We start from the raw sequence: 16,915 nt of genomic DNA, 5'->3' as shown, positions 1-16,915 counted from the left end.
GTGCTACGGGTCTATATGTTGATTCAACTTTATTGTAAGCTGTTCGGCATTCATTCGTTCAACACGCATTTGTTTTTGGAAATCGGCAACAACGGCTGTTACGATAGTTTGGTCTTTCTTAGAGACAAATGGCGTATCGTTTTCCTGGGCAAGATTTGAGTAAAAATCATTTATTTCTTTTTCGATATCGTCATACTTTTTCATCAGTTCATCAACATTTTCCCGATACATTTTCTTGATTTTTGGAGCTACCTTTTTGCAGTCTCCAACTTTATACGATGGTTTTATAACAATTTTTTCCTTTTCGGTTTTAGAACTCGCATAATAAGAATCACTTTCCTTATAAGTATATTCAATGCTACATGTAGCCGAACCATTAAAATTGCATTGAATCGTAGTCTTTGCGTAACTGTAATTATGATTTGGATCCCTGTATATAGAAAGCTCATTAAAAGCACCATCCAACGGGAAAAATTCTTTTTTCGTTTTAAAACAATCAAAGGGAAGATAAACTTGTTTTTTACAATGAACAATTACATCTTCATTTTTATCCCAACCATATCTATCTTTCGTCGTTTTTCTTGTCAAATATGGAATGCTCAATTCAGATTTAAAATATTTTACGCCTTTATACTCTGTAGTGTCATCATAAACATCACTATTATGGAAAAAGGTGTCGTCGATTTCCTGCTTAAGTGTTTTGTAGTCATCCGCCCATTTTTCAAATTTTTCAGAATTGAAAAGGCAGAATTCACGCACGGAATCACGCACCATCTTTGAGAGGGCGTCCTTGTTATCCACTTTTGTCCATAGGCAATCTTTTAAGATGAGCGCATCAACCGGCTTGACTTCGCTCCTATCGCAAAGGTATGCGGCCATCTTTAGAATTCTAGCCATTTTCTGCCAGCGTCGGTCAGAGATATAAATAGGACTAGATTTGTTTGCTTCTTTTTTGTTGTACTCATCAATCTTTTGGCGAATCGCATGGATTATGTTTAGGGTTTCCTTGGATATTGTAACATTGTTGAGATTTGTTAGGGCTTCATTCCACTTCTGAGTATCAAAAGTCAAGGTTTCATCAACAGGAACTACCGCTTCCGTAGGAATATCATTTAGTACTGCTTCAAAGTTACGACGCCATACCATGGGGTTAACGACCAATCGCATGATAAATCGGTCGTACAAAGCTTCTAGCCCTTGATTCTCTGCAGGAATTTCGTTACTGGCAGCCACAATACCTTTTAGCGGGACATCTATCACCTTGTCTCCGTTACGGAACTTTCGTTCGTTGATGATGGTCAATAGGGTGTTTAGAATGGCAGGACTGCTCTTCCAGATTTCGTCTAGAAATGCGATGTCGGCTTCGGGAAGGTAACCCGTGGTTTTGCGAATATAGCGGTCTTCTTTAAGTTCCTTGATGCTTACTGGCCCAAAAACTTCTTCAGGAGTACTAAAACGGTTCATTAGATATTCAAAATATTTAGACTCCTTAAATGCAAGGCTCAAGCGTCGGGCGATTAAACTCTTAGCAGTTCCAGGAGGGCCGTATAAAAATACAGATTGCCCGGACAATATCGCAAGCAAGGCTAGCGCCACTATCTCGTCACGTTCTTGCAGGCCTACAGAGATTTCTTGAATCAATTGAGAAATCTGTTCTTTTTTGAGTACGATTGGTGTCATAGCAGTCCTTTTATAACCATTTGTTTGTTGATTACATAAATATCCTTTTATTAATATAACTAGAAAGAAATAGAAACGGAGATTTTTTTTCTTAAATGTGATATGTGGCTATATGATGTGCTGAAAAAAGTATATATTGGAGGTATGGTTCCTCATTTTGCGCAAAGGAGGTAAAGCGTATGTCAAAGCATAAGGGGCAACCACCCATCAATCCGAAAGGCGCTGGTTGGCCTTCTACTACAGGAGGCAAGTCTGGTGGTGGTCGCGGCGGCAACCCGCCTAAGGGCAAATAGTCTTTGACGACCAAGTAACCCGCTCCCCGGCCTCGCGCTCGGGGAGTCTTACAATCCAATTAGTCCACGCTATTTCAGCACCGCCATCACGTCTTCCGCAATCTGCTTGGGCGTGAGGCGGTTCCTTTCCATGAGTTCGCCGTAGGGAACCTTGTCGTAGAATTCCTTCTTGAGTCCCTTCACGAGCACGCGCATGTCGGTGTTGCCGTAGAAGCGCGCGACCTTCTCGCCGAAGCCGCCGTCGACCACGCCGTTTTCGAGCGTCACGACAACCTGATGGTCGGCGCACAATCCCGTGAGCACTTCGGCGTCGATGCCTGTTGCGAATCGCGGGTTGATGATGGTGGCGTCGATTCCCTGCTTGGCGAGTTCTGCTGCGGCTTCTTCGGCGAGGGCGTAGTAGCTGCCGAGACCGATCAGCGCTACCTTGCTTCCGCGCTTGTCTACTTTGTACGTATTCATCTTGGAGTAGTCGGTATCGAATTTCACGCTGCGGTGCGTGACTCCGTTCGGGATGCGGATGGCGATCGGGTGTTCCGTCTGGTCAATCGCATAATCCATCATGGCGATGGCTTCTTCCACGCAGGTGGGGCAGAGGTAAACCAGGTTCGGGATGTTGCTCATCATCGGGATGTCGAAAATGCAGAGGTGCGTCGTGTCATTCATGCCGTCGGCGCCAGACATGGTAATGAGCAATGTGGCCGGGTTGTTGTTCGCGCACAGGTCCTGCGAAAGCTGGTCGTAGGTGCGCTGGATAAACGTGCTGTGCGTGCTGTACACGGGCTTTGCACCGCCCTTCGCAAGGCCAGATGCGAGTGCGACCGCGTGTTCTTCGGCGATGCCCACGTCAATGAACTGCTTGCCTGCCGCCTTACGCTGCTCGGCAAAGAAGCCGATACCTGCGGGTACTGCGGAATGGATTACGACCACCTTCGGGTCGGCCTTGATTTTTTTCATCAGGTAGTCGCCGAGGATTGCGCCGTAAGATTCGCCGCTACCCCAGTTCACGACACCGGTCGGAATGTCAAACGGTGCGGCCCAGTGGAAACCTTCCTTCGCGTTTTCGGCGAAACTGTAGCCCTTGCCCTTGAGCGTGTGGATGTGCACTACCACGGGCTTCGTGGAATCCTTCACCTGCTTGAATGCGGCGATGAGCGATTCGATGTCGTTACCTTGTTCCACATACAGGTAGTCAAAGCCGAGGCTCTTGAAATAGTTGTTTTCGCTCTTGCCCTGCGTGGCTCGGAGTTCCGCGAGGCTCCCGTAAAGTCCGCCGTGATTTTCGGCGATGGACATTTCGTTATCGTTCACGACCACGATAAAGTTCGTCGCGTATTCGCCTGCGTTGTCGAGGCCTTCGAACGCTTCGCCGCCGCTCAGGGAACCGTCACCGATTACGGCAATCACGTTGCCCTTTTCGCTTTTGATATCGCGGGCGGTTGCAAGCCCGAGCGCAAGGCTCACGGAAGTCGAGGTGTGACCAATCATGAACTGGTCGTGTTCGCTTTCGCAAGGCTCGGTGTAGCCCGTAACGCTCCAGTATTTTTCCGGATTCAGGAACGCTTCGGCGCGGCCTGTCAAAATCTTGTGGGTGTAGCTCTGGTGACTTACATCGTAGACAATCTTGTCCTTGGGCGATTCAAAAACGTAATGCAGTGCGATGGTCGGCTCCACGAATCCGAGGTTCGGCGCCAAGTGCCCGCCGCATTTTGAAATCTTGTTCAAAAGCGCCGTGCGTATTTCTGCCGCGAGCGCCTTGAGGCTTTCCGTGTCCATCTTCTTCACATCTGCAGGGGATGTAATCTTTTCAATTAACATAGGGTACCGTCTTAAAGTTGTTCTAAAGTAAATATACAACCTGCTGCGCTTTTTATTCTTCCCGAAAACACTTTTTCTGGTTCTTACAGGAAACAGGCGATATCGTTTATTATTTTTCTCCTATGCGTCGCGTTTTATACCTGCCTTGCCTTCTTGTATCGGTGCTGTTTATCGCCTGCTCCGAGTCGTTCACCGACCCGCGCGATGGCCAGAGCTACGCCGTAGTGAAGATTGGTGGCCTCACCTGGTTTGCGGAGAACCTGAATTTTATGACCGAGGGGAGCGTGTGCCCTGAGGGCGACAGCCGCAACTGCGATAAGTATGGGCGGCTCTACACTTGGGACGATGCGCGCGCAGCATGCCCCGAAGGCTGGAGCCTCCCGGACAGTGCGGACTTTGCATCGCTTATTACGGAGGCGGGCGGTTCGGACTTTGCTAACGGCATGGCAGTCGCGGGTGAAAAACTCAAGTCCACCGGCGGGTGGTTCAAGAAGGGGAATGGTTCCGATGTGCTCGGCTTTAACGCGCTCCCCGCGGGCTATCGCGGTGAGAAATACGATGGCATCGGCGGCTACGCCTACTTCTGGAGCGCAACTGCCACGCCCGACGATCTTGCGTATTACCTGTTCCTCGATTTCAGCAGCAAGGCCGCAAGCATGAACGCCTTCCCCAAGGGGGACTTCCGCTCGGTGCGCTGTATCAAGGCCGCGCAAGCAGCGCAGTAAATGTCTTGCAGTTGAATAAACTCCGCGAGCGCCTATAGCAAGTAGTCCATGCGGATATTCCGCATGCTTTCGAATAAATTAGCCTTGAGGGTGGAATTGCCCTTGGTGAGGCTCTTGATTTCTTCGCGTATTGTCTTGCGGTGGCTCGCCTTTGAGAACTCGCAGGTGCAGGTGAACTTGCGGATGTCCGCGTCCTCTGCATATTCGATAATCTCGCTCTCTTCGCAGTAGCAAAGCGGGCGTATAATGCTGCACGGGTACTTTTCGTAGGGTACCATCGGGGGCATGCCGCTGAACTCGCCCTTGTACAGCATGTTCATCAGGAGCGTTTCCACGATGTCGTCCATGTGGTGGCCCAGCGCAATCTTGTTGTAGTCGTTTTCGCGGGCGAACTTGATGAGCTCGGTGCGGCGCTGCGTGCTGCACCAGTAGCAGTTGAGGCTGCGCCCTTCCTTGAGGCGGCCTTCTACCGCCACATCCTTGAAGTAAAACGGAATCTGCGGGTACTGTTCCGCCATCCGTTGCAAAAATTCGCGCGGGGCCTTGTCCGCAAAGTCGCTCTGGATATGTATCGCACCGATTTCGCAGTTCGGCAAAAACTTGCCCATGCGGTTTGCGAGTTCCATCAGCAGCACGCTCGAATCCTTGCCGCCACTTACGGCGACGAGCACCTTGTCGCCGTCTTCAATCAGATTGAAATCGTGCAGCGCCTTGGTAATCTTCTTGCTGATTCGTTTGCGGATTGCGTTTGCCATTACATCTATAATATAAAATTATAGGTGGTAAGGCGCATTCTAGTAGAACAGCTTCACGAGCAGTGTACCCACGATTGTCGAGACGATGACGCTCACGAGGCCCGGCCGCATAAAGCTATGGTTCAGCAGGTACTTGCCGATGACGGTTGTGCCCGAGCGGTCGAAGTTCACGGTCGCAATGTCCGAGGGATAATTCGGAATAAAGAAGTAGCCGTATACGCTCGGGAGTACGCCCAGGAGCACAGGGCCCTCGATGCCGAGGCTGTAGGCGAGCGGGAGCATGGCAACCACCACCGCGCCCTGCGAGTTGATGAGCACACTCACTGCGAAGAACGCAAACGCGATGGCCCACGGGTAATGCTGCACGATGTCTTTGAGAGCGCCCTGCATCACGTCCATGTAGTTCGCGAAGTAGGTGTCGGCGAGCCATGCGATTCCGTAAATGGCGACGACGGCGACCATGCCGCTTTGCCACACGGCGCCCGCCACGGCCTTCTTGGGACTCGCCTTGCAGCAGATAACCATGAACGCCGCGGCCGTTATCATTACAATCTGGATGATGATGTTCATGGCGAGCGGCTTCATTTGCGCCACGCCGTCAATTACTTTACCTGTAGGGAACTTGGGGCGAATGTCGTGGCCCGCAATCTGCATAATGGAGAAGAACACGATGACGGCGAGAGCACCGAGGAAAATGAACACGGCGCGCTTCGCTTCCTTGGAGACTTCCTTGTCGAGCACGGAAGCGGTATTCCCGTACATGTATTCCTTCATCTGCGGGTCCTTGAGGCGGGCCTGGAATGCAGGGTCCTTGTCGAGGTCGAGCCCGCGCTTGTACGAGACGAGCGCTGCGGCCATGATCCCGCAAAGGCACGCTGGAATCGTAATCGCGATGACCTGCAGGTTGTTGATGTTGAACCCGTTTGCGTTTGAGATAATCACGAACGAGGCGACGGCTGCTGCAATGGGCGAGCAGGTGATACCGACCTGCGATGCGACGGAGGCCACACCGCAGGGGCGTTCCGGGCGGATTCCCTTCTTGAGCGAGATATCGCAGATAATCGGCATGAGGGTGTAAACCACGTGGCCGGTGCCTACGAGAACTGTGAGGAAGAACGTGCAGAGCGGAGCCAAAATCGTGATGTGGTTCGGATGCTTGCGCAACAGGCGCTCCGCAATCTGGATCAGCCAATCCATGCCGCCCGATGCCTGCAAAATGCCTGCGCAGGTCACTGCCGCGATAATGATGTAAATGACATCGGTAGGCGGTTTGCCGGGCTGCAGGCCGAAGCCGAGCACGAGAATCGCAAGACCGATTCCCGAAATCGCGCCGAGGGCGAGGCTCCCGTAACGCGAGCCCACGTAGAGGGCGAGGAGCACAATCAAGAGCTGGATAATCATCAATGTCATAGTTTTAAAATAATCTTTTTTCCCACAAAAGGGTTTGACATTTATGATAATTCTTCATGAAATTATAGATAGAAGCTTACGCCGGCAGTGTAGCCGCCGGTTCCTCCGTCGGTATCTATGTCGGTGAATATTCCCCCTGCGGAAATTTCTATCAGGTCGGTGAGCCTGTAGCCTACGGTGAAGTAGTGGCTCGTGATAGTGGGGACGCTCAGGTCCTTGCCGTTGATTTCGGGATTGGGCGTATAGAAACTGACGCTGTAGTTGAAGAAGAGTTTTTCGAGGTAGATGCCTGCATAGGCTCCTGCAAAGAAGCTAGTGTTGATTTGTGAATCGTTTTCGCGGATTGTTTTGTAGTCATCACCGTCATCGCTGTCAGAGACGACTTTGCCAGAATATTCCAGGTCGCTGTATTGGTTGTAAATGCCGGCGAACACCCCGAACTCGAAGTGCGAGAAATTCAACCCGAGTAAGATGTGGTTGAACAATCCATCCTTGATGCCTGCGCCTAATCCGAATACAGAATAATTCGCCTTGTATAGGAATTCGATTTTTCCGGCGAAATCGAGACCTCCCATCTTGTAGGCTGCGTCGCTGGATTCAAGATTATCTCCATCGAAGAGTTCCTCTAGGCTCTTATTCCAGTAGATGTCTTCGGAGATGTCGACTTTTTCTTCGTAATTGTAATTGACCTTGCCGGTAAACCGCCAGACGCTGGAGTTCTGCTTCTGGTTTGTGTTCGCACCGTGGACTTCCGGCGCCTCGGATGCCGTCATACGGAACTTGTGGAGCTGCGTGGTAATGCAGCCCGTGTTGACGAGGGCTGCCGCAATGCACAGCGCGTATGCGATTGTATTCCTAAAACTCATGCCCATAAAATAGGAATGCGCATAGGGAATAGTCAATAGGCTTGGCTCATGCTGCCGATAGATTGCAAAAATTTAGGGACAAGTTGAAAAAAAATGGGTGATGGTTATAGCAAAGAGATTACGTGCAAAAAAAAAGACCCCGCCGGGCGGAGTCCTTTAATTTGTCTATAACGACTGTGGATTAGTCGTCGTTCAGATGCGTCGGCATCAGGAGGAAGCTGAACCCGAGGTTGTCGCCCACCGGTTCGATGATGCAGGCGCCAATCGGGTTGTTCATCTTCATGATGGCTTCTTCGCTCTTGCACATGCCGAAGATTTCGGTGAGGTAGCGACCATCGAACCCGATGCTGAAGTTGCCTTCGCCGTTGTGCGTCACCGCGATGGCTTCGCGGGAATCGCCGCCGACATCCGGGTCGCTTGCGGAAAGTTCCATGGTGTTGCCGTCGATCTGCAGGCGCACCTTGTGGGTGCGGGCGTTCGCCATCGAGAGCACGCTCCTCATCTTGTTCAGGAACTCGGTCGTGTTCATCTGCACGGTGCGTTCGAAGTTCTGCGGGATCACGGCACGGTAGTTCGGGTACGGGCCTTCGAAGAGCTTCGAGATGACCTGCGTGGATCCGGTGTTGAAGAGAATGTGCGTGGCCGACGTGCGGATTTCGATGGTCGCGTCGGACTTCGCCATATTGAGGATAAGCTGGAGTGCCTTCTTCGGGATGATGGCGCCGTTCGTGAGGTTCGCGCCTTCCTGGTCGATGGAGGCACGGCCCAGACGGTGACCGTCGGTCGCAATCATAGAGACGGTGCCGTCCTTCGCTTCGAGGAATACGCCGTTCAGGTTGAGGCGGATGGCATCGGTCGAGCAGGCGAAGGTCGTCTTCTCGGCGAGGAATGCAAGTTCGCTAGCGGCGAAGCTCAGGGATTCGCCCTCGGCAACTTCGGGGAACGGCGGAAAGTCGCTTGCGTCAAAACCGGTGATGGAGGCCTTGCCGCGTTCGCTCCACTGGATGGTGGCGAGGAAGTCCTGCACGTCGACGGATACGGTCGTGATGCTCGGGTCGACGAGGCTCTTGATGAGTTCGAGAAGCTTGCGTGCGTTGATGACCACGGAACCGTCGCGTTCGCCCTGGACTTCGACCTTGACCCTGATACCGAGGTTCAAGTCGGTCGCGCTCACTTCGAGGAAGTTGCCTTCGAGGCGCAGCGCGAAGTTGTTGAGAATTTGGATGGTGGACTTGTTGGGGACGGCGTTGATGGCTGCCTGCAGTACATCCTGGAAAACGGTTTTTTCAATAACGAACTTCATTTTTTAGGCACCTCTTTGGATAATAGTCGTACCGACAAAGAATACGACTGCGATAACGGCCAAAGCCACGATCACCCACTTGTTCATGGAATTGCTTTTCTTTGGCACGAAATTCTTTGCATTCTGCTTTGCGCGTCTGCGTTCGCTTCGACTCATGTTGTGTCTCCGTTGATTTTAACAGTGAAAAACTACTATTTTTTAGAGGCGAAAGAGGAAAGGAACATGAACGAAACGGCAATAAATAAGCTCAAAACCAAGGCGAAGGACCTTGCGGGCTCCGCTTTGGCGAGGGTTGAACTGGCGACGGAAGAAAGCCGCCTGAAAACCAGGTTCCAGTCCCTGGGCCAGAAGCTGTACCAGGCGGTCCGCGGGGACCTGCTCGGGACAATCAAGGACGATCCGGCCGTTGTGGAACTCCTGGGCGAAATCGAGGAGGGCAAGCGGCGTATCGAGGATCTCGAAAAGAAGATTGCCGGGGAGCGTCCGTAGCCTGTGCGAAAGATTGAGATACATACCTTCTCCGAAAGGACGTCCGGCAGCAAGAGCTTCCGCGTGAGCCCGATGCGGCTTGTTGTCATGGGGATATGCTTCGTGCTTGCCGTCGTGGGGTTCGTGCTTTTTTCTCCCGTGAAGATTGTGGACAGTGTCGCCGATGGCGACGCCGTATCCGTGTATCGCCAGAATAGGGGTATCTCCCGCGAGATAAAGAAGGTTCGCGAATCGGTGGACGAGACGATTCTCCGTGCAGAAGAAACCAAGCTCCTGCGCGACAGTACCGTCAAGCTCAGCGGGCTCGGGTTCACGCTCGATGATGCCTTGGCCGACGACGGTGCGAATGGCCTGTACCCACGGAAAAGTATCCGTGAAATCGAGACGACCTTCAAGAACCTGCTTAATGGAGTCGAGAAGAATCCTGCTCTTGCCGCATCGATTCCGGTGTTGCATCCGCTCAAGAACGGCCATGCTGTCAGGAACCGCTTCGAGATGATCCATGACCCGTTTACCGAAATAGACCTGCCACACCGCGGAATAGATTTTGTCGCCGATGTGGGGGATACGGTCTACGCGACCGGTGCGGGAGTGGTGGCCGAGGTGCGTTCTCATCGCGGGTTTGGCCTCTCGGTCAAAATCGAACATACGCCCGGGGTCAAGACTTTTTATGCGCACTTGGGCCAGTCGCTGGTACAGCAAGGCGAACGTGTCCATCGCGGTTCCCCGATTGCCATTGTGAACGAGAGCGGTCGCGAATCCGGAGTCGGGCTTCATTACGAGATTCGCGTGAATGGCGTGCCCGTAAATCCGGAAGACTATTTTATAACAAAGTAACGTCAAGGCGAGGTGCGGGAATGAAACAGGCTCCGTTTGAACAGAATGTAATCGCGATGGTCTGGGACTGCGACAAGACGCTCATCAGTTCTTACATGCAAGAACCGCTCTTCCGCTATTACGGCGTGGACGGAAAAATTTTTTGGGACGAGGCGAACGCCCTCAGGGAACGCTATGCCGCGCAGGGCATATCCGTCAATGCTGATACGAGCTACCTGAACCACATCCTCACCTATGTGAAGGCGGGCCTGTTCAAGGGACTCAACAACGCCCGGCTTCGCGAGTTCGGCAAGGAGCTCGTGTTTTATCCGGGCCTCCCGCAGTTTTTCGGCGACATGAAGAAGCTTATCGCCGAAGACCCGAAATACAAGGCGTTCGATATCCGTCTGGAACATTATGTTGTTAGTACCGGCTTCGCGGAGACGATTCGCGGGAGTGCCATTGCGCCCTATGTCGACGGCATCTACGGCTGCGAGTTCATCGAGGATGCTTTGCAACCCGGGTTCCTGGATGCGGCCGGGGACCTGAAATCGAGTGCGTCTGCCGCGGAACTCGGCCTGGTTCCGGACCGTGAGATTACCCAGGTCGCCTGCGCTCTCGACAACACCTCCAAGACGCGCTACCTCTTCGAAATCAACAAGGGAAGCAACAAGTATCCCGATACGATCGACGTGAACTCGTCCATCGCTCGCGAGAGCCGCCGCGTTCCCTTCGAGAACATGGTCTATATCGCCGACGGCCCTTCCGACGTGCCTGCGTTCAGCATCCTGAACTACAATGGCGGCGCCACCTTCGCCGTCTATCCCAAGGGCAACGTCCGCGCGTTCAAGCAGGTCGACGCCCTTCGCAGGGACAACCGTGTGCAGATGTTCGGCGAGGCTGATTATTCGGAAGGCTCCCAGTCGTGGCTGTGGCTTGTCGAGAAGGCTCGCTCCATTGCGGATGCGATTGTCGAAAAGAAGAAGGCCGCCATCAGGAGCAGCGCGAGCAATCCGCCGACCCATTTGGGCGGTTAGCGCCTCGAAAGAGGGCGTTTTGTCCTTGTAAAGGGCGGCCCAATCCTACCTAAAGCTTCCTGTCTTGTTATATTTTGGCTCTCTAGGTTCCGTGGGGTGGAATTTCGGTACTTTCCGCAAGGAATCCCCCGGGACTCGGAAGCGCTCCATACTTTTGGAGGGCTTTTTAGGGATTTATAAGTTTTATTGGTTTTGCATTTACTTCTAGGAGTTTTATGGCAAATAAGTGTAAGCGTGGGATTTTGATTAGCAAGACACCTTACGAGAAGCGCATCGCTATCATGGAAGACGGCGACCTTGCGGAACTTGTCGTGGAGAGCGTCTCGTCTACTCGAGTCCTGGGCAATATTTACAAGGGAGTCGTCCAGAAGGTGCTCCCCGCCCTGAAGGCCGCGTTCATCGATATCGGCCTCGAGAAGGCCGGGTTCCTCCATCAGGACGACGCCATGGACAGGAACGAGTCGCTTCGCCGCGAATATGGCGACGATGACGACGAGGGCGGTTCTTCCAAGGAGGTCTCCATCGACGAGATCTTGAAGGAAGGCCAGGAAATCATGGTCCAGGTCGTGAAGGAACCGATTAGCACCAAGGGCGCCCGTCTGACGACGCACCTGAGCTTTGCGGGCCGCTTCCTGGTGTGCATGCCGGGGACGAACTTCATCGGCGTGACCAAGCAGCTGCGCGACCCGTCCAAGCGCCGCGAGTTCAAGAAGGTGGTCCGCCGCCTCAAGGGCCGCGACGTGGGCTACATCGTGCGTACCAACGGCCTGAACGAATCCGAATTCGAAATCAGCAAGCAGATGCGCGAACTCGAGAGCAAGTGGGAACAGACGAAGTACAACTTCGAGACCATGCCTGCCGAAACGTGCATCTACGAGGAATCCGATTCCATCGAGCAGACTGTTCGCGAATACTTCGGCGAGAACACGGACTACGTGTATATCGACAACCGCGACGAATACTTTGCCCTCCGTGATTACCTCAAGGTGCTTTCTCCGGACAAGCTCGACAAGGTGAAGCTCTGGAGCTCTAGCGAGAGCCTGTTCGAATACTTCAAGATCGAGAACGACTATGCGCGCTCCCTGCAGCGCCAGGTCCCGCTTCCGCGCGGTGGCAACCTCGTCATTGAACAGACCGAGGCGCTAGTTTCCATCGACGTGAACACCGGACCGAAGGTGCACGGCAAGGACCAGAGTAAGATCATCCTCGAAACAAACATCGACGCCTGCCACGAGATTGCGAAGCAGCTGCGCCTCCGCGATGTGGGCGGCCTCATCATCATCGACTTCATCGACATGGAGACCGATGCCGACCGCGAGGCGGTGTACCAGGAATTCCGCAAGGCTATCCGCCGCGACAAGGCTCCCATCAGCCCGGCTCCCATCAGCCAGTTCGGCCTCATGGAAGTGACCCGCAAGCGCGTCCGCGTGAACCTGATGACCGAGAAGACGGAACTCTGCCCTGTCTGCCATGGCGGTGGCCGTATCCCGACTCTCGAATCTACGCTCGGCATGATTGACCGCTGGCTCGCCCGCGCCCGTGCGAAGGGCAAGCTTCGCGAAGTGACCCTCGTGGTGAGCACGCCGCTTGTCGATGTGTTCTGCAAGGACCTCGGCCGCATGTTCCACTACCTGGAATACAAGCACGGCATGAAGATCAACCTCGTGGAAGACGATCATGCGCATACGAACCAGTTCTGGGTGTACGACAAGAACAACGAGGATATCACCGACCTGTACAACTTTGTATAGGATAATCCCCGGGTGATAAATTAAGGGCTTGCGGCAAGACCGCAAGCCCTTAATTTTCAATGAGAGAGAATATTATTTCTTGCGGGATTTCTTGGAAGATTTCGGAAGCATCGAGCCGAGGTCGATTTCGTTCTTGCCGCCGCGGCGCACGCCCCAGAGCAGGTCGCGCGTGATGTTCGATGCGGTCTTCTTGCCGACGATAATCTTCATGTGCAGGCGCGCGATGTAGACGCCCGTTCCCGCGAGGCGGCCGTTGTCCGAACGCATGTTCCAGGAGAGGAAGAGGTTGCCGTTGTTCACGAGGCATCCTTCTTCGCCGTAGACGGACTTGTCGGAGCACATGATGACGCCGGAGGACCCGCCCACGTAGTGGCCGAGGTGCGTGAAGTACTTTGTCTCGTACTGGAGCTTTACGTCGTCGGGTGAGACGAGGTTCAGGGTGCCGTCGCGGTACTGGTCGATATTGCTTGCCGTGATGGTGCCGTTCTTGATGGCCTCGATTACTTCGTCGCTCACGCCGTTTTTCTTGAGTTCCTTTTCGGTGATGGTCCCGTCGATGATATCCTGGAAGAGGCTCCCGATGTTCTTGTCGGCGGCGGACTTGATGTCGTAGACCGTGTCGCGGCTCGCCTCGATGCCGCTTTCCACGTATTCGTTGAAGAGCGCGAGGTCATCGCCTTTGAGCTTGGTCTTGTAGTTGTCGGCGGTGATGGTCCCTTCGAGAATCCCGTTGAACACTTCGTCGCTGAATCCGGTCACCTGGCTTTCCTTGATAAGCTCAATCAGCTGCGTGGTGGCTTCCTCGCGCGATATCTCCGTGACCGTGATGGTGGTGTCGTCCTTGCCCCCGTTCAGGAGTTCCGTGATGAGGGCGTCGAGTGCCGCAATCTCTTCGGCCGTCTGCGAGGAGATGAGTTCCGCGACATCGAAACCGATGAGGTGCCCATGGACGCCGAGAGAGTCGGAAACATACTTGGCGTCGACATCCTTGTTCGTGACGAGGAATGTTTGCGTCGTGGTCGTATCCTTGATAATCGGGTTGTCGGGATTGATTCCGCGGACATCGGGACCCGTGATTTCCATTTCCTGGTCGCCCGAGATTCTTACCTTCGGGGTGTACTTGTGCGGCTTGTTCTGGCTCATGTCTTCGGCGACATTGACGGTGGAGCCACCCACGCCGGGCACAAATCCGACGGAGTCTCCCACGGAGGGGACAATAGCGTCGTAGGTGGCCATGGAGAACAGGAGGTCCATCTTGCTCCGGTTGCTGCCGTTGTCGTATCCGATAGGCTTGTCCGGATCTACAACTTCGCCGGCGCGGACGCACACGTAGTTGAACATCTCCTTGTAGTAATCCTTGGTCTCGTCGGTGATGGCCTCGCTGAAGGTGAGGCTCAGCACGTGGCCGTTCTTCGTGATGCTCTTGACTGCCTGCGTGACAATCGGGTTCACGCCGTCTTCGAGCGGGTCCGCGTTGATGTGGAAGTTGTATTCCTTGCCGCCTTCGGTGTAGGTGAACCAGGTGTCGACGGCACCCGTGTAGACGTCGTCCTTGCCGCCGGTGAACACGAGCGAACTGAAGCCGCATGACTTGTAGGGCTCACAGGTCTCGCTGGAGACGATGGTGATTTCCGTATTGTTGTTGTGGGTCTTCCAGGCGCCTTTCTTCTGCACCGGGAATCCTTCGCCGAACGCGAACTTGAGCGAGTCGAGGCTGCTCTTGCCGCCGAGTTCCTTGTTGAACTTGATGCACACGCTGTCGCCCCGTCCGTCGCCGTTGCGGTCGAATATCTTGGCAGAGGTAATCCTCGGGATGGGCGGTTCCTTGAATATTAGGTTGCTCCATGTCGCCGCCGATGCCGCCGTTCCTTTGGCCTGCAAGGTCGCACCCGTAATGGGAGTGTTTGCGCGGACGTAGAAGGTCGCCCTTCCTGTAGAATCGAGAACGACCTTGCTGATGGGCTTGCCTTCTTCGTTGAGGATGCTCATCTGCGGGTCGGAGGAGGAGAGGCTGATGTTCTGGTTGTAGAGGGTGACTGTCGCCCACTCTTCCTCGAACATCACCTGCACCTTGTAGGTCTCGTAGGCCCATTCGCCAATCTGTAGCGTGTCGCCGAGAACCTGGGAGCCGAGCTCTTTCCAGTTTTCTGTCGCGAACACGAGCGTGGGAACCTTGTAGGGCGGAATGGTAATCCAGACTCCGGCCTTCTGTTCGGGATTGCTCTTGAGTGAAACTTCGAGATAGTAGTGGCCGGGGGCGAGCGCGTTGTTCTCCACGATGCGTGCGGAGTCGATGCTGAACTTGTCCCAGGTGTCCTCGATGTAGATGCCTTCGAACCACCACTCGCCGGTCTTGTCGAGCAGCACGCCCGCTTCGCCGAGGTTGCCGCCGGTGAGACGGTAGTTGGAGGGGCCTTCCACGGTATCGACCTGTGCGCCTTCGTTCATGTCGAAGTTGCAGGAGAGAGCGTCCTTCTTCACGATCTGCCACACGTCGTAGTTCTTGAGCAGTGGCGTCGAGCGCGTGTCGGTGAGGAATATGCTTGCGTCGGTGTGCAGGTCCATGGACGTGCGCATCATGAAGTTGGAAGAACCGGTGTGGCGTTCCACGTAGAAGATGTGGAACGGGTATTCCTGGCCCTCGACGAGCCCGAGCGTATCGAGGTTCACGGAGCCGCGCACCTGGCTGTGCTGTCCGCCGAGGTCGACCACCAGGCGCCTGTTGATGAACACCCACACGTCGTCGTCGCCGAAGAACTCGAATTCCTGGCCCTTCACGTATTCGAACTTCGCCTGCACCTTCATGGTGAAGCCGAAGTTGTGGTTCTTGCCGTCCTTGGCCTTGGTCCCCGTGTCGAAGAAGATGTTCTTTACGGTCTTCGCATCGTCAAGAAATTCAAAGTCGTCGAGCAGGAAGAACCCGCCTTCCTTGCTGCTGCCGTCCTTCTTGCCTTCCCAGAATCCCTTGTCGGTCAACTTGAGTTCCACGTCGCGGCAGGTGGCGTTCGTGTACTGCTTGCCGGCGGCGTCCTTGCCGATGACGAGGGGCTGGAACCAGTAGTCGAGGTGCTCGGTGAGGAGACAGTGCTCGGGGAAGTCGTGTGCGCGAACCGGTGCGCCGTTTGCGCCCAGCTGCTGTTCTACCATGCCCGACATGTAGCTTGTGTTGTGCTGGTCCTTCGCGTTGTTCTGGTAGTTGTTGTACGATCCGCTGCAGCCGCCGCTACCGAAGTCGTTGCTGATGGCGTAGATGGGGTCGTTGAAATAAACGTCCTTCGCGCCGTTCGCGTAGGGCTTGCTGTCCTTGCATTCTATTCCGTCGCATCCTTCACCGTGCAGCCAGTCGAACATCATCACCGAGAGGATCCTCACGGGGCACTCGCCCAGGCGGTTCGGATATGCCGCGTAGAGTTCGGGTGCGTCCACGGGGTTTGCGATAATCCACAGCGTGTCGCCTTTGGCCTTGAGCGTGTCGAGCGAAATCGGGGCCCCGACGGGGAGCGATCCGGACGGGACGATCTCGGGTCCGTCGGCAGTCACGTAGGTGTTGCCGATGGTCTGCTTGAAGGTCACCTCGAACCCGGAGGCGGGCGTGTCCTTCACCTTGGTCTCGAACCAGCCGCAGTAGTTCTTGACTGCGGTCATGATGGTTTCTGTTCCGTTGTAGATTAGGATAGCATTGGTATTGGACCAGTTCGGCATGAACCGGATTACCGTTGTTGAGCTGCGGCCACCCTCTGGCTGTGACATAGCGCACACTACCGCAAAAAGCGTCAACAATAAAACTCTAGTGATAGACTTGTACCACACGGTTGTTACTCCTTTAACATCCCATTAATAGACTATACCTTAAATATGCCTTATTGTAAACGAAAATGCAACCATATAATTGTTTACAACACAAGGAGATACACGAAAAATGGCCATTTTTCGTGTATCTTTGGTTAACAGAAATTTACAGTAGGGAAAAAA

At 53.9% G+C, this 16,915-nt stretch carries 13 protein-coding genes; 5 read left to right on the top strand and 8 right to left on the bottom strand.

Annotated features, from left to right (window positions below; all coding sequences use genetic code 11):
- Window positions 1-3: 3 nt before the first annotated feature.
- Together B2952_RS05075 and B2952_RS05070 are read right to left on the bottom strand one after the other, a co-directional pair.
- On the bottom strand, window positions 4-1,680 hold the full coding sequence (locus tag B2952_RS05075; protein WP_290733962.1) for an AAA family ATPase: 1,677 nt from the start codon (window positions 1,678-1,680) through the stop codon (window positions 4-6).
- Window positions 1,681-2,042: 362 nt separating this feature from the next.
- The gene (locus B2952_RS05070; protein ID WP_290733960.1) at window positions 2,043-3,791 is read right to left on the bottom strand and encodes a 1-deoxy-D-xylulose-5-phosphate synthase; all 1,749 of its coding nucleotides are present in this window, start codon (window positions 3,789-3,791) and stop codon (window positions 2,043-2,045) included.
- Between the two features lie 122 nt (window positions 3,792-3,913).
- Between B2952_RS05070 and B2952_RS05065 the strand changes: the two genes are divergently transcribed.
- Window positions 3,914-4,516, top strand: coding sequence for a fibrobacter succinogenes major paralogous domain-containing protein (locus B2952_RS05065; RefSeq protein ID WP_290733958.1), 603 nt, complete (start codon window positions 3,914-3,916; stop codon window positions 4,514-4,516).
- Window positions 4,517-4,548: 32 nt separating this feature from the next.
- Here the strand turns inward: B2952_RS05065 and B2952_RS05060 are convergent, their stop codons facing one another.
- From B2952_RS05060 to B2952_RS05040, 5 genes are all read right to left on the bottom strand, one after another.
- Window positions 4,549-5,271 carry a tRNA 2-thiocytidine biosynthesis TtcA family protein gene (locus B2952_RS05060; protein WP_173382083.1) on the bottom strand — a complete coding sequence of 241 codons (723 nt, stop codon included), beginning with the start codon at window positions 5,269-5,271 and terminating at the stop codon, window positions 4,549-4,551.
- A gap of 39 nt (window positions 5,272-5,310) precedes the next feature.
- Entirely contained in the window at window positions 5,311-6,681 is a 1,371-nt protein-coding gene (locus tag B2952_RS05055; RefSeq protein ID WP_290733956.1) for an anaerobic C4-dicarboxylate transporter, read from the bottom strand.
- A 62-nt stretch (window positions 6,682-6,743) separates the two neighbouring features.
- Window positions 6,744-7,547, bottom strand: coding sequence for a hypothetical protein (locus tag B2952_RS05050; RefSeq protein ID WP_290733954.1), 804 nt, complete (start codon window positions 7,545-7,547; stop codon window positions 6,744-6,746).
- 181 nt (window positions 7,548-7,728) lie between these two features.
- Window positions 7,729-8,850, bottom strand: coding sequence for a DNA polymerase III subunit beta (gene dnaN / locus B2952_RS05045; protein ID WP_290722839.1), 1,122 nt, complete (start codon window positions 8,848-8,850; stop codon window positions 7,729-7,731).
- Between the two features lie 3 nt (window positions 8,851-8,853).
- Entirely contained in the window at window positions 8,854-9,006 is a 153-nt protein-coding gene (locus tag B2952_RS05040) for a hypothetical protein (RefSeq protein ID WP_173366045.1), read from the bottom strand.
- 66 nt (window positions 9,007-9,072) lie between these two features.
- Here B2952_RS05040 and B2952_RS05035 point away from each other — a divergent pair, with 66 nt between their 5' ends.
- The 4 genes from B2952_RS05035 to B2952_RS05020 all read left to right on the top strand — a co-directional run bounded on the left by B2952_RS05035 (window position 9,073) and on the right by B2952_RS05020 (window position 12,943).
- Window positions 9,073-9,339, top strand: a complete 267-nt coding sequence (locus tag B2952_RS05035) for a hypothetical protein (RefSeq protein ID WP_173382086.1) — start codon at window positions 9,073-9,075, stop codon at window positions 9,337-9,339.
- A 3-nt stretch (window positions 9,340-9,342) separates the two neighbouring features.
- Complete coding sequence (locus B2952_RS05030; RefSeq protein WP_173366047.1) at window positions 9,343-10,176, top strand: M23 family metallopeptidase; 834 nt, start codon at window positions 9,343-9,345, stop codon at window positions 10,174-10,176.
- A gap of 20 nt (window positions 10,177-10,196) precedes the next feature.
- Window positions 10,197-11,192 carry a haloacid dehalogenase-like hydrolase gene (locus B2952_RS05025; RefSeq protein WP_173382087.1) on the top strand — a complete coding sequence of 332 codons (996 nt, stop codon included), beginning with the start codon at window positions 10,197-10,199 and terminating at the stop codon, window positions 11,190-11,192.
- Window positions 11,193-11,407: 215 nt separating this feature from the next.
- Window positions 11,408-12,943 carry an Rne/Rng family ribonuclease gene (locus tag B2952_RS05020; RefSeq protein WP_173366049.1) on the top strand — a complete coding sequence of 512 codons (1,536 nt, stop codon included), beginning with the start codon at window positions 11,408-11,410 and terminating at the stop codon, window positions 12,941-12,943.
- 72 nt (window positions 12,944-13,015) lie between these two features.
- Here B2952_RS05020 and B2952_RS05015 read toward each other — a convergent pair whose 3' ends face one another.
- Window positions 13,016-16,693 carry a fibro-slime domain-containing protein gene (locus B2952_RS05015; protein WP_290731191.1) on the bottom strand — a complete coding sequence of 1,226 codons (3,678 nt, stop codon included), beginning with the start codon at window positions 16,691-16,693 and terminating at the stop codon, window positions 13,016-13,018.
- Window positions 16,694-16,915: the final 222 nt, after the last annotated feature.

It is taken from the genome of Fibrobacter sp. UBA7003 (assembly GCA_002449765.1).
GTDB lineage: Bacteria > Fibrobacterota > Fibrobacteria > Fibrobacterales > Fibrobacteraceae > Fibrobacter.
Note: the sequence above shows the minus strand (reverse complement) of the source record. Positions and strands in the feature narration are given on the sequence as shown.

Coding starts and splice junctions, on each gene's coding strand:
- B2952_RS05075 (WP_290733962.1), bottom strand. CDS start 1,680: ATGACACCAATCGTACTCAAAAAAGAACAGATTTCTCAATTGATTCAA.
- B2952_RS05070 (WP_290733960.1), bottom strand. CDS start 3,791: ATGTTAATTGAAAAGATTACATCCCCTGCAGATGTGAAGAAGATGGAC.
- B2952_RS05065 (WP_290733958.1), top strand. CDS start 3,914: ATGCGTCGCGTTTTATACCTGCCTTGCCTTCTTGTATCGGTGCTGTTT.
- B2952_RS05060 (WP_173382083.1), bottom strand. CDS start 5,271: ATGGCAAACGCAATCCGCAAACGAATCAGCAAGAAGATTACCAAGGCG.
- B2952_RS05055 (WP_290733956.1), bottom strand. CDS start 6,681: ATGACATTGATGATTATCCAGCTCTTGATTGTGCTCCTCGCCCTCTAC.
- B2952_RS05050 (WP_290733954.1), bottom strand. CDS start 7,547: ATGAGTTTTAGGAATACAATCGCATACGCGCTGTGCATTGCGGCAGCC.
- dnaN (WP_290722839.1), bottom strand. CDS start 8,850: ATGAAGTTCGTTATTGAAAAAACCGTTTTCCAGGATGTACTGCAGGCA.
- B2952_RS05040 (WP_173366045.1), bottom strand. CDS start 9,006: ATGAGTCGAAGCGAACGCAGACGCGCAAAGCAGAATGCAAAGAATTTC.
- B2952_RS05035 (WP_173382086.1), top strand. CDS start 9,073: ATGAACGAAACGGCAATAAATAAGCTCAAAACCAAGGCGAAGGACCTT.
- B2952_RS05025 (WP_173382087.1), top strand. CDS start 10,197: ATGAAACAGGCTCCGTTTGAACAGAATGTAATCGCGATGGTCTGGGAC.
- B2952_RS05020 (WP_173366049.1), top strand. CDS start 11,408: ATGGCAAATAAGTGTAAGCGTGGGATTTTGATTAGCAAGACACCTTAC.
- B2952_RS05015 (WP_290731191.1), bottom strand. CDS start 16,693: ATGTCACAGCCAGAGGGTGGCCGCAGCTCAACAACGGTAATCCGGTTC.